Raw genomic sequence first — 12,785 nt, 5'->3', positions numbered from 1 at the left:
GCTCGAGATGACCCCCACCGATGCCGGATCGGAGGAGACCGGTGTCCGCGCCGCAGCCGTACCCGCTGCGGCAGCCGGGCGCCCTGGGGGCGCAAAGTTCCTGACCGGCAGCCTGATGCGCCATGTCGCGGTGATGACGCTCACCTCGAGCATCGGCCTGCTGGCGCTGTTCGTGGTCGATTTCGTCAACCTGTTCTTCATCTCGCGCCTCGGCGATCCGGCACTGACCGCAGGCATCGGCTTTGCCAGCACGCTGCTCTTCCTCAACTCCTCGCTCAATATCGGACTGATGATCACGATCAGCGCGCTCGCGGCGCGGCGCATCGGCATGGGCCGGGCGGAAACGACCCGCGCGCTGCTGGGCGAGGTGCTGCTGCTCGGCATCGTGCTGTCGGCCATCATCGCCACGATCTTCTGGACCTTCGCACCGCAATGGGTCGATCTGATGGGGGGCAGCGGCACCGCCAAGGACGCCGCGGTCAGTTATATCCGCATCGTCGCCCCCTTCGGCCCCGTCACCGTCACCGGGATGGTGTGTTCGGGGCTGCTGCGGGCCTATGGTGATGCCCGGCGCGCGATGAATACCACGCTGGCCATGGCGATCGGCAATGCGGTGTTCGATCCGCTGCTGATCTTCGGCCTGGGCTGGGGCTTTGTCGGCGCGGCCTGGTCGACCGTGATCTCGATCATGCTGATGGCGATCACCGGCGTCGTCCCGATCCTGCGCCATTATGGCGGCTTTGCCATGCCCTCGCGCGAGAGTTTCGCTGCCAATCTCACCGATATTCGCAAGATCATGGTGCCGGCGGTGCTGACCAATCTGGCGACGCCGGTGGGCGGCATCATCGCCTTCCGCCTGATCGCGGTCTATGGCGAGGCATCGGTGGCCAGCTATGCGGTGATCGGCCGCATCATCCCGCTCGCCTTCTGCCTGCTCTTCTCGCTGTCGGGATCGATCGGCCCGATCATCGGCCAGAATTACGGTGCGGGTCAGCTGGACCGGGTGCGCGGCACCATCGACCGCGCGGTGATCTTCGCCGCCGGATTCACGCTGCTGATCTGGCCGCTGCTGATCCTGGGCGTCGATACCATCGGCTGGCTGTTCGATCTGCCGACAGGCGGCATGGACCTGATCCACGCCTTTGCCTGGGTGGTCGTGCCGCTGTTCTTCTTCAACGGCCTGCTGTTCATCGCCAATGCCAGCTTCAACAATCTCGATCGTGCCTCGTGGTCGACCTGGACCAACTGGGGGCGCAACACGCTGGGCGTCCTGCCACTCGCGATGCTGGGCAGCCAGATGGCCGGAGCCCCGGGCGTGCTGATTGGCCAGGCGGTGGGCGGCGTGCTGTTCGGGCTGGGCGCCTATTGGCTCACCCGGTACAGGGTAAATCAGCTGCGGCAATTATAGGTTAACCCGTTTGGCGATAGGCGATGTTGCAGCTATTTGTGCAAGTCAGTTTCTCTAATCCGGTTTTACGCTGATCATGTCTTCGCCCGATACTCCCCTGATTTCGGTCATGATGAGCGTGTACAACGCGGAGCGGTACGTTGCCGAGGCCATCCAGAGCATCCTGGGCCAGACCGAGGGCCGATTCGAATTCCTGATCGTCAACGACGGGTCGCGCGATGCCTCGGGGTCGATCATCGATCGCTATGCCGCGCAGGACAGCCGCATACGGGCGATCCACCAGGAAAATCGCGGGCTGATCGTCAGCCTCAACCGCATGCTCGACGAGGCGCGTGCACCTCTGGTGGCCCGGATGGACAGCGACGATGTCTCGCGGCCCGAGCGGTTTGCCGTGCAGCTCGCCTGGATGCAGGCACATCCCGATATTGCGGTGCTGGGCACCAATACCGACGAACTCGACGCCGACGGTGCGTTCTTTCCGTGCAGCGATTTCCATCCCGAACATCCCGCCGATATTCGCGAGCGGCTGATGGCGGCGAGCGCGATGTGCCATCCTTCGGTGATGATGCGCCGCGATGTCATCCGGGCGCTCGGCGGATATCGCGCCGCGTTCCGGCATTGCGAGGATTATGACCTGTGGCTGCGGGTCAGCGAACGCCACGACCTGTACAATCTGCCCGACCGGCTGTTTCTCTATCGCCGTTCGCCCGACCAGGTGAGCGAGAAGCACATTCTGGTGCAGGCGATCGGGGCGGCATGCGCGCGCTATGCCGCGCAGCAACGCCGCGCAGGCCTCCCCGATCCGTTCGAAGGCGCCACCAGCCTCCCCTCGCTCGACCAGATCGATGCGGTGCTGGGCAGCAGCGGCGTGGGCGCGCGGATGCGGCTCGAGGTGATCGACAGCATCAAATATTCGCCCGAAGCGATGAGCGGCGGCGGACTGGAACTGATGCAGGCGCATCTGCGCGACGGGGGAACCAAACAGGGTTTCTGGCGGACGGCAGGACGCATGGTGAAGATGGGGATGATCCCGCAGGCACTCACCCTCTCGCTCGACCTGATGCGCTACTGACGCTTTCGAGACACCCCGGCTTTTCAGGCTGTTAACCCCTGCTGCCATGCGTGTCCCTGTGCGAGACAGCGCAATTTGGGCGCTGATTTGGTAACAGTTTTGCGCTATCGGGGCATGTGACGGCGATCATAACGCCTCCCCCACCGTCAGGATATCGCTCCTCCCCATGCTTTCGCGCCTTGCCCCCCTTTTGAGAGCCCATGGCGCGATGGGTCTGCGCGAATGGATCGCCTGGCTTTTGCTGGCGCTGGTCCTTTCGGTCGGAGCTTCGCAGATCGTGCGCGCCCAGCGCGCCGACGAGATCGAGCGCGCACCCCGCTATCAGCCCGAAGGCGGCATGGCGTTCGAGCACGCTGGCGAGAATTTTCCGGGCTCGGCCTTCTATTATCTCGACGATGCAGGCTCGCTCGCGCCGCCCGCGCCTGCGGTGCTCATCGATCAGGAGCCTGGCCCGGGCACAGCCACCTACATGGTGCGCGGCATGGCCCTGACCGGATCGCCGCTTGATCATGCCCGCGCGCTGCAATGCCTGACTGCCGCGATCTATTACGAGGCGGCGATGGAACCCGATGCCGGCCAGCAGGCGGTCGCACAGGTCGTGCTCAACCGAGTCATGCATCCGAGCTATCCCAACACCGTGTGCGGCGTCGTCTATCAGGGGTCGGAACGCGCCAGCGGCTGCCAGTTCACCTTCAGCTGTGATGGCGCAATGGCGCGTGCACCGAGCCCGATCTACTGGGCGCGGGCGCGCCGCGTCGCCGAACGCGCGCTGGCCGGCTATGTCTATCGCCCGGTCGGCACGGCAACGCATTATCACACCACCGAAGTCTCGCCCTATTGGGCACCCAGCCTCGATTATATCGGCACCATCGGTGCGCATCGCTTCTATCGCTGGCAGGGCGCGGCGGGGCGCAGCATCGCCTTCAACGCGCGCTACCTGGGCGGCGAACCCTTTCCGGGACCCAAGCCGCGCACCGTCTTCACGCTGGCGGGCGGCGTCGATCCGCTCGACCCGCTGGTGCTGGCCAAGGCCTATGAGGCAGCGCGGCTGAAGGCCGAGGCCGAAAATGCGGGCGCGCTGGAAGCCCAGCGGCTCGGCCGCCCCTCTGCCGTTGCCAATCCTGCCATATCGGCCAGCCCGGCGCCCGCCTATGCCCCCGAGATCGCACGGCGGGGCGGCGAGAATGCACTGCGCGGCAGCAACCTGCCCGACAACAGCCAGATACGCCCCGAATATCGCAATTCCGGCCAGTGGATCCGTCAGCCCGGCACCTGAGGCAAGCGCAGGATATGGCGTTGCGCTGGCGTTAACCAGCTTTGCCAACCAGCTTCGCGAAACCGTGCTTAGCACTTGCTATCCTATCATCGGCACTCTGCAGGCCTGTCGGCTCGGCCTTGTCCCGAATTGGGACGGGCCTCCAGCAAGGCCTGTCGGCCGTTCGGATTCGAAAGCCATGGGAGGCGCGAAAAAATCGTCCTGTTTTCTGTAACTTGGCGCTCTGGCTCGGCCTCGCGATCGTCGCATCCGGGGCTGCTTCCAGAGTCGGATGCAAACGACCGATGAAACCTTCGATCCGAGGCAGATTTGCATTTGGTTAACCGCCTGCAGGATATGACGGTTTACGAGGAAGTAACCACATGAAGCCCGTCACCACTCGTAACAGCAAGAGACCGGCCAGCCCGATGCGCATCCTGCTCATCTGGACGCTGGTGTCGGGCCTGTTGTTCGGGGTCGCGGAATTCGGTGAGCCGCTGGATGACATTTTCCGGATCGCGCGGAACAAGATGCGCGAACACAATGCGAGCGGCCAGGTGGTCGTTGTAGGCATCGACGATCTGGCGCAGCAGGAGATAGGCGATTGGCCTTGGAAGGCTGATCGCTACGCCCGCATGGTCGACAACCTGAACGCAGCCGGCGCGAATCGCATATTTTTCGATTTCACGATCAAGGGCCTGGCAAACGACCCGGGTGCCCGCCGCCTGGTTGAGGCATTGAAGAAGCATGATGGCAAGGTCTATCTCTCCGCAGCCTTTTCGGAGGACGGCGCAACGGGCAAACGGGTACCGATGATACCACCGCCGGACGCGAGGCGGTTCTCGCGTCTTGTGAATTCCAATGTCTGGATCAACGGCTATAACGTCGTCTGGTCAGGCCGATATGCCAACCAGGTTGGCGATCTCATCGTTCCGTCGATCGCGTCAGAGATTTCCGACATTCGAGGTGGCGCGGAGCAGGAATTTCCCATCGATTATTCGATCGCGATGGGCTCCATCCCGTATGTCAGCGCCAGCGAAATCCTTCGCGGCGATGCTGTGCTGTCGCGCGTAGCCGGCCGCGACATCATCATCGGCACCAACGCAAGTGGCGCAGGCAATCGTTATTCGGTTCCCGGCCACGGCCCGTCGGCCAGCGTTTTTGTAAGCGCGCTGGCGGCCGAAACGCTCTTGGCAGGCGCTCCGAGCACATATGGCTGGTGGCTACCCTTTCTTCTTGCCCTCGCGGTGACTGCGATGATGATGCGGGTGTCCAGAACGCCGCTCGTTCTCGGCATGCTTGTTCTCCTGCCGACCTGTGCACTGGGACTGCCGTTTCTGCTCGAATCTGCCGGGTATTACACAGCAATCATGCCGGCCACCGTCCTGATGCTCGGCTCAATGGGCCATCTTGCCTGGCAACTGCACCGTCAGCGCTTCGACGAGAGAGGCATGCTCAACGAAGTCTCCGGCCACCCCAATCTCAACGCCCTGCGTGCAGAAGGGGCAGAGACCCAGGACGGACTGATCGCTGCCCGAATCCACAATTATGCTGAAGCGGCCACAGCCCTGCCAGTTGCCGCTGAGAAAGAGCTTGTCGAGCAGATCATTCTGCGGCTCTCCCTCGGGAATGGCGGTTGCAAGGTGTATCACGGCGACGAAGGCATCTTCATGTGGCTGGTGCCGGGTACATCGATCAACAATGTGGGTGATCAGCTCGCCGGGCTGAGTGCGATTTTCAGGAGCCCCGCCAATGTTTCGGGCCGACTGATCGACCTGGGTGTTGCGTTCGGGGTCGACGCCGATCCCGGCCGCTCGATCCAGAGCCGCATGTCGAGCGCCCTACTCGCCTGCCAGGAAGCGCAGAATGCGGGCGAACACTGGCGCGTCTATGATCCGACCAAGCTCGAAGCGACCGAATGGCGCGTCACCATGCTGGGCGAACTTGATGCGGCTATCGACAATGGCGAGGTCTGGGTCGCCTTCCAGCCGAAACTCGATCTGCTGTCCGGCGAAATCTGCGGCGCGGAAGCACTGGTCCGCTGGACGCATCCCGAAAAGGGGCCGATCAATCCCGAGGAATTCATTACTGCGGCCGAGCGCCATGACCGGATCGAAAAGCTGACCGAACATGTGCTCAACCGCGCGGTGCAGGTCGCAGCCAGCCTGAACAAGGGCGGGCGCAAGTTCGACATGGCGGTCAACCTGTCGCCGCGGCTCATCGGTCATGCGAATCTCAAGCCGATGGTGGTCCAGACGCTGCGCCGCCACGGCCTTGCTGCCGAGCGGTTGATACTGGAAATCACCGAGACCGCGGCCATGTCCAGCGCCGAAGCAGCGATGCAGGAGCTGCGCGATCTGCGCAGTATCGGGCTGCAATTGTCGATCGACGATTATGGCACCGGTTTTTCGACGCTCGACTATCTCAAGCGTTGTCCGGCGACGGAGCTCAAGATCGACCGCAGCTTCGTGCGCATGCTGGTATCGAGCCGGTCCGACCGGATCATGGTCAATTCGACGATAGAACTCGCTCATTCGCTCGGAGAAGAGGTGGTAGCCGAGGGCGTCGAGGACAATGAGACGCTCCAGCTGCTTGGTCAGATGGGGTGCGACAAGGCCCAAGGCTATCTGATCGGACGCCCGATGCCCTATGAGGCATTGGTCGACTATCTGGCAGATCACTCGACAGCCAAGGCTGCCTGAACAACAAATCCTTGAAAATTCTAAGCTTTCCAGCCCGTGGCGAATCGCCGCGTGCCGCGTTGCGCAATGTCATTGGTTAATGGCTTGTTGACCATTTTACATTCTGGTAACCTTGTTTCTGGGCGTGTCTCGTATTTCGCGCCCTAAATGGAGTGCTAAAAATGGCAAAGCGTACCAAACAGCCCGTGCGCGGATTCTGGGACTGGCTCCTGGGCGGCGGCTGGAGCAACTGATTTAGGGGTTCCTTTTCAAGGACTTCGATCAGGTGGCCCCGATCGCAAGATCGGGGCCATTTTTCGTATCGCCGGGCTACGCCGCCAGCGGCACCGACGAAACGCAGCATCGTCGTGCAGATACCATCCGCCGATCGTCAGTCAAAGGTGACTGGCGATTCGAAAAGGTTAATGCCGGAGCTGTGCAATTCGTGGCCGCACAGGCCGCAATATTCAGCGTTGTCGTTCGTTACTTGCCTTCGAAGCGCGGCGGGCGCTTTTCGAGGATGGCATCGATCGCCTCGCGATGATCGTCCATCTGCTGCAGCACCCCTTGCCAGATCGCCGCCTGATCGAGATGCTCGGCGAGCGTCACGTCACGCGCATCCTTGATCAATCGCTTGGTCTTGCGAATCGCGGCAGGCGGGAATTGCGCGACCATGTTCGCAAGCTCCATGGCACGCCCGATCAGCGCGTCGCCCGGCACCACTTCGGACACCAGGCCATAGTGTTCGGCCTTGGCTGCATCGATGAATTCGCCGGTCAGCATCATCTGCGTCGCCTTGGCATGACCGATGATCCGCGGCAGCAGCCAGGCACCGCCATCGCCCGGGATGATGCCGACCCGCAGGAAACTCTCGGCAAAGACCGCGTCCTCCGCCGCGATACGGATGTCGCACATGCAGGCAAGGTCGCAACCGGCACCGATGGCATGCCCGCGAATCGCCGCAATAACCGGGACCGAAAGCCGCTCCATCGTCATCGGGATGCGCTGAATCTGCGTCTTGTACCAATGCTCGAGCTGCATCGGGCTCATATGCTGCTCGGATGTCAGCGCCTTGATCTGCTTAATATTGCCGCCCGAACAGAAGCCCGGCCCCTCGCCGGTGAGCACGACACAGTCGATCTCCGGATCGGCGTCGGCGGCCTCCAGCGCGGATACCAGCGCCGCGATCACCTCTTCGGCCAGCGCATTGCGCGTTTCGGGCCGGTTGAGCGTGATCGTCGCGATCCGGCCCTCGACCGCATAGAGCACGGGCGGCGGCGTGTCGCTTGCGGTGCGGGCGACCCGGTCGGCATAGCCGCCGCCGTGGAACAGCAACGGCGGCTTGCCCTCGCTCTCGTAATCGACGACCTCTCCGACCATGATCACATGATCGCCGCCTTCATAAAGATGCCGCGTGTTGCAGATCAGCCTTGCCGAACAGCCCTGGATGTTGGGCAACCCCTCCTCCCCGATATCGAGCCCGGCAAACTTGTCCTCGATCCGGGAGGCGAAGCGGTTGGAAAGATCGTCCTGATCGCTCGCCAGGATGTGCACCGCGAACTGGCCTGCCTGCTCGAACGCTGCCATCGACCGGGCCGAGCGGGCCAGTGACCACAGGATCAGCGGCGGATCGAGCGACACCGAGTTGAAGCTGTTCGCCGTCACCCCGACAGGCGCCCCATTGGCATCGCGGGTGGTGACGATGGTGACGCCGGTGGCAAACTGCCCCAGCGCATTGCGATAGGTCTTGGGATCGAAATGGGCCATTCCCCTGCCCTAGCCGCACGCGATTGCCCCGCGCAACGGCAAAAGTCCGGCGCCTGATCGGGACAATTTGCTTGGCCGGTTTTGCCATGGCCAGTACACTGGCAGCCGAGACACAGGGCGGCGGGGCAGCGACGGCAATGAGCGGCGAATTCGAAATGGCAGGCGCTATTGCCGAGGGCGGAATGTGGGCGCGCGTCGCCGAGCCCGAGGCCGGCGAGGCGCATGCCGAAGGCCATGGCAAATGCCTTAATTGCGGGACGCTCCTCGCTGGACCGCATTGTCATCAGTGCGGCCAGGCGGCGCATGTGCATCGCTCGATCTCGGCCTTCTGGCACGACATCCTGCACGGGGTGCTGCATTTCGACGGCAAGTTCTGGAACACGCTGCCGCTGCTCGCCTGGCAGCCGGGGCACCTCACCCGCCGCTATATCCATGGCGAGCGGGCGAAGTTCATCAGCCCGATGGCGCTGTTCCTGTTCGCGATCTTCCTGATGTTCGCGATCTTCTCCTATGTCGGCTCGCCCGATTTCTCCGGGAAAGCGGGGGCCGAAGCACAAAAGGAAGGCGTCAAGGTCACCGGCTGGCGCGAGGGCATGCAGCGGGAGATGCTCAAGCTGGAAGGCGAGCTCGCTCCCAAGGTCAAGCAGCTCGCCGCGCTGCCCGCCGACAGTGCCGCTCGCAAGGAACTCGAGGCCGAAGTTTCGGACCTCAAGGGAGAGATCAACGCGCTGTCTTATGCCACCACGGGCAAGCCGCGCTATCCCGACTTTCTGTCGGACAAGGGCGCTCCCGACTCTGTGCCGTTTGAATTCAATACCGATGTCGATACCGGCTTTCCTGCCTTCGACGCCTGGATCAACAAGGTTGCAGCCAAGGCCAAGAAGAACCCGGAGCTGCTGCTCTACAAGATCCAGTCGAACGGCTACAAGTTCGCCTGGCTGCTGATCCCGCTATCGATCCCGTTCGTCTGGCTCGCCACTATCGGCAAGCGCGGGCATCGGTTCTACGACCATGCGGTGTTCACGACCTATTCGATCGCGTTCATGTCGCTGCTGTTCATCGTCGTGACGCTGTCGTGGAAGTTCAACATTGTGCCCGGCTTGGTCATCACCGCCGCGCTGTTCTACGCGCCGTTCCACATGTATCGGCAATTGCGCCACGCCTATGGCACATCGCGGATCGGCGCGGTCTTCCGCCTGTTCCTGCTATTGAATTGCACCGGCATCGTCGTGCTGCTGTTCCTGACGATCCTGATCAACCTGGGGCTGATCGGCTGAAGCTCAGCTGCCGAAGAAGCGCCGCTTGATATCCTCGGCCAGCCGCGCAGGGCGCAGCGTTTCGGCATCAAGGCAGCACCAGCTTGACTTGACCTCGGCGAGCACATCCTCGCCGCGGCGAATGATCGTCTCGTAGAAGGCGCGCGCGCCGTGCACCTTTTCGAGCATCACCGACGCAATCACCTGATCGTCAAGAAAGGCAGGCTTGCGATAGGTAATCTCGTGCTTGAGCGCGACCCACAGATGCTCGGCCACCGCCTGGGGCGGCGCGATATTCTGCCAGTGTGCGATGACGGCATCCTGCACCCATTTGAGATAATGGGCATTGTTGACATGCCCCATGAAGTCGATCTCGGACGCGTCGACGCTGATGGGATGGTCATGGCGGATGGCAGCGGAGTCAGGCATGGCCGCAATGTAGCGATTTGTGCAGGTTTACGAAAGCGGCAATTGCCGGAGGCTGCAGCGAGCCTCCGGCAATGCTCCAGAGCAATCAGAAGGTAACGCGAACACCGCCGGTATAGCGGCGACCGAAGCGCTCCCACTCGATGGTAAACTGCCGATCGCGCACGAATCGCCGTCCGGGCTGGTTCAGCAGGTTCGAGGCATCGAAATAGACTTCGACATTGGGCGTGATTGCATAGCGCGCCGAAACGTCGAGCTCGTCATCGGTCGTCCAGTAGAAATCACCGCCATCCGCGACCGAACCCAGGCCATCAAGCCAGTCGGTACGCTTCTGGTAGTTGGCGCGGACCGAAAGCCCGTATTTCTCGTAATAGACGCCCAGATTATAGACGATGTCCGAGGTGCCGGGCAGCGGCACCTTGTCGCCATCCGGCGTGGTGGCGCTGCTGTCGTTGAAGGTAAAGTTGGTGCTGAGACCGAAACCACCCATCCAGTCGGGCAGACCGAGATCCTCGGTATATGGCTCGAGCTGGGTCTGCACCGCAATTTCAGCACCGAAGATATGGCCCTTGCCCCCATTGCCGATCGTCGTGAACAGATATTGCGAGCGATCCACGCCACCGCTGTCCAGCGCGTCCGAATTGAAGGTACGGGTCTGATCGAACAGGACGTCCTCGATACGCTTGTAGAAGACACCGACCGAAATATAGCCCTGAGGCTGGATGTACCATTCGAAATAGGCATCGACGCCATAGGCCTTTTCAGGCTTTGCAAACGGGTTGCCGCCCGAGATCGTCAGGTTCTGGTCGTTAAAGGTGAAGTTGGGACGCAACTGGTCGTAGTCCGGACGCGCGGCACCCGTATTGAACGACACGCGCAGCTTCTTGTCTTCTGCCATATCGTAATTCACGTGCAGGCTGGGATAAACCAGGGTGATGTCATTCTCGACCGTCACCGGCAGGTTGAGATTGCCATTGGCAAACGCACTGCCACGGTTCTTGATATGCTCGACACGCGCGCCGGCGAGCACGCTGCCCCAGTCATAGCCGACCCGACCCGCGAAATAGCCCGCATAGACCTGCTCGCGGACATTGTAGAAATTGTTGGCGAGGAAGGTCGCCGGGCGGTTCTGGCGCAGCACGCGGACGTTGGCGCGCATCTTTTCCAGGTCGAAATAGCGGAAGCTGTAGCCCAGCGGGATCTCGCCCTTGAACGGGATGTTCAGTGACTGGTCGGCAAAGGTTGTGCTGATGCCCAGCGCGGTCGCCTGCGCCGTATTCGCGGCATACTGGATTTCATTGGCTTCCTTGGTCCGCTGGTCGAACTGGAAGCCGAACATCAGCTTGCCTTCGCCGCCGAACAGGTCGAGCTCCTTGGTGACATCGAACTTGCCGGTATAGGCCTTGGTGATGTCGACAAAGTCATTCGAGACCAGCGAGGTCAGCGGGCGCTGGAACTGATCGATGTCCACCACGGCATCGCCCGCGCGGAAAGTCGTCGGGTTGGTCGTGGTGATGGTGCGGAACAGGCGGATGCGCGCGAAGTCACGATCACGCAGGTCATAGCTCACCGTCGGGCGCAGGTTGCGCGTGCTCGGGCTGTCATAGCGCGCTTCGCCGACGACGCTGCGGTCGTCCTTGGCGCGGGTATAGTTGGCGCGCCAGGAGAGGTTCCAGCCATTGTCGAATTCCTGATCGCCGCCGATGGTGGTGGTGAAGATCGACTGTTCGAACGCGCGGAGCGTGGCGCGCTGATTGATGTCGATCCCATAGACGGTTCCGAGCAGCGGCGTGTTGCCAATACAGACATCGGCATAGCCGCTGGTGGTCGGCTGGGCATTCGGGACGATCGCGCAGGCCGAGGTCGCCGGACGGTTCAGGTCGCCCTGACGGTCGTCGAGGTCGAAGATATAGTTGTCGCGCGCTTCGTCATCGGTGAAGGTCGTGAAGATCGACTGCACGAAGAAGCGCTGGCCCGACACCGGCTCCCAGTCGAGACGGCCCGAATAGCTGTAATTCTTGCGCGTCAGCCGGTAGAGCTTGTTTTCGGTCTCGCGCGCCCAGATGCGGTTCGCATTGCCAGGCTGCACGTCCTGCGCCACCGGTTCCCAGTCGTTCTCGAAATTGTCGGTGACCATGTCGCGCTGATAATAGCTGCCAGAAAGCAGCACGCCGATCTCGCCGATGCCGGTGCTCCAACGATCGGAGAGGACCAGCTGCCCCTCATATTCCTGACGGCTGCCGAGTTCGACATAGCCACCGCCGAGCTTGGCCTGGGCATGGAGCCCCTTGTAGTCGAAGGCTGAGCGCGTGCGGATGTTGATCTGGCCGGCAACGGTCTCGCCAGTCATGTCCGGAGTGACCGCCTTGCGCACGATGATCTGCGAGGCGAGCGCTGAAGGAAGGCTGTCATAGCGCGTGTCGCGGCCTTCGGGGCTGACGATCGAGATGCCGTCGATGGCGAGCGTGGTCCAGTTGATCGGCGCTCCGCGCAGGCTGATGTAGCGGGCCTGGCCCTGGTCGCGCTGCACTGCGACGCCCGGAAGGCGCCCGGCAGCCTGAGCGATGTTCTGATCGGGCAGACGGCCGATCGCGTCGGATGCCGCGACGCTGACCAGCGAATCCGAGTTGCGCTGGACGATCAGCGCGGCGGCTTCTGATTCGGCGATCGGGCGCGAGCCGCGCACGATGATGTCGCCCTCGGTATTTTCGGCTTCCGGCTGCGCCTGTGCGTCCTGCGCCAGTGCTACCGAAGGAAAAAGCGCCACCGCTGCAATGCTGCCCAGCAGAGCGCAACGTGCGCGCGACACGGCGCGCGAGCGACAACCCGTAACAATTTTCATGAAATGCCCCCGACTCAACCGGCACACCATCGGCCGTTGCCGGGCCCGCTAACAGCGCTCCAAGACGGGTGGATGAAA

At 62.4% G+C, this 12,785-nt stretch carries 8 protein-coding genes; 5 read left to right on the top strand and 3 right to left on the bottom strand.

The genetic code is table 11. The features are described 5' to 3' along the window. Positions 1–7: 7 nt before the first annotated feature. The 4 genes from FG486_RS14290 (at position 8) to FG486_RS14275 (ending at position 6,437) form a co-directional block, all read left to right on the top strand. The gene (locus FG486_RS14290; RefSeq protein ID WP_181268045.1) at positions 8–1,408 is read left to right on the top strand and encodes an MATE family efflux transporter; all 1,401 of its coding nucleotides are present in this window, start codon (positions 8–10) and stop codon (positions 1,406–1,408) included. A 109-nt stretch (positions 1,409–1,517) separates the two neighbouring features. Further along, positions 1,518–2,480, top strand: a complete 963-nt coding sequence (locus FG486_RS14285; protein ID WP_231750106.1) for a glycosyltransferase — start codon at positions 1,518–1,520, stop codon at positions 2,478–2,480. 208 nt (positions 2,481–2,688) lie between these two features. After that, positions 2,689–3,756: a cell wall hydrolase gene (locus FG486_RS14280; RefSeq protein ID WP_181268044.1), complete on the top strand. Its 1,068-nt coding sequence runs from the start codon at positions 2,689–2,691 to the stop codon at positions 3,754–3,756. A 362-nt stretch (positions 3,757–4,118) separates the two neighbouring features. Beyond that, positions 4,119–6,437 carry an EAL domain-containing protein gene (locus FG486_RS14275; RefSeq protein WP_181268043.1) on the top strand — a complete coding sequence of 773 codons (2,319 nt, stop codon included), beginning with the start codon at positions 4,119–4,121 and terminating at the stop codon, positions 6,435–6,437. 462 nt (positions 6,438–6,899) lie between these two features. Here FG486_RS14275 and FG486_RS14270 read toward each other — a convergent pair whose 3' ends face one another. Beyond that, the gene (locus tag FG486_RS14270; RefSeq protein ID WP_241695832.1) at positions 6,900–8,183 is read right to left on the bottom strand and encodes an enoyl-CoA hydratase-related protein; all 1,284 of its coding nucleotides are present in this window, start codon (positions 8,181–8,183) and stop codon (positions 6,900–6,902) included. A gap of 86 nt (positions 8,184–8,269) precedes the next feature. Between FG486_RS14270 and FG486_RS14265 the strand changes: the two genes are divergently transcribed. Next, complete coding sequence (locus FG486_RS14265) at positions 8,270–9,460, top strand: DUF3667 domain-containing protein (RefSeq protein ID WP_241695830.1); 1,191 nt, start codon at positions 8,270–8,272, stop codon at positions 9,458–9,460. Positions 9,461–9,463: 3 nt separating this feature from the next. On the opposite strand, the gene FG486_RS14260 is transcribed toward FG486_RS14265, so the two are convergent. Then, complete coding sequence (locus FG486_RS14260) at positions 9,464–9,868, bottom strand: acyl-CoA thioesterase (protein ID WP_066283417.1); 405 nt, start codon at positions 9,866–9,868, stop codon at positions 9,464–9,466. Between the two features lie 85 nt (positions 9,869–9,953). Then, positions 9,954–12,707, bottom strand: coding sequence for a TonB-dependent receptor (locus FG486_RS14255; protein ID WP_082751199.1), 2,754 nt, complete (start codon positions 12,705–12,707; stop codon positions 9,954–9,956). Positions 12,708–12,785: the final 78 nt, after the last annotated feature.

It is taken from the genome of Blastomonas ursincola (assembly GCF_013607875.1).
GTDB classification, from domain to species: Bacteria; Pseudomonadota; Alphaproteobacteria; order Sphingomonadales; family Sphingomonadaceae; genus Blastomonas; species Blastomonas ursincola.
Note: the sequence above shows the minus strand (reverse complement) of the source record. Positions and strands in the feature narration are given on the sequence as shown.

Coding starts and splice junctions, on each gene's coding strand:
- FG486_RS14290 (WP_181268045.1), top strand. CDS start 8: ATGACCCCCACCGATGCCGGATCGGAGGAGACCGGTGTCCGCGCCGCA.
- FG486_RS14285 (WP_231750106.1), top strand. CDS start 1,518: ATGATGAGCGTGTACAACGCGGAGCGGTACGTTGCCGAGGCCATCCAG.
- FG486_RS14280 (WP_181268044.1), top strand. CDS start 2,689: ATGGGTCTGCGCGAATGGATCGCCTGGCTTTTGCTGGCGCTGGTCCTT.
- FG486_RS14275 (WP_181268043.1), top strand. CDS start 4,119: ATGAAGCCCGTCACCACTCGTAACAGCAAGAGACCGGCCAGCCCGATG.
- FG486_RS14270 (WP_241695832.1), bottom strand. CDS start 8,183: ATGGCCCATTTCGATCCCAAGACCTATCGCAATGCGCTGGGGCAGTTT.
- FG486_RS14265 (WP_241695830.1), top strand. CDS start 8,270: ATGGCCAGTACACTGGCAGCCGAGACACAGGGCGGCGGGGCAGCGACG.
- FG486_RS14260 (WP_066283417.1), bottom strand. CDS start 9,868: ATGCCTGACTCCGCTGCCATCCGCCATGACCATCCCATCAGCGTCGAC.
- FG486_RS14255 (WP_082751199.1), bottom strand. CDS start 12,707: ATGAAAATTGTTACGGGTTGTCGCTCGCGCGCCGTGTCGCGCGCACGT.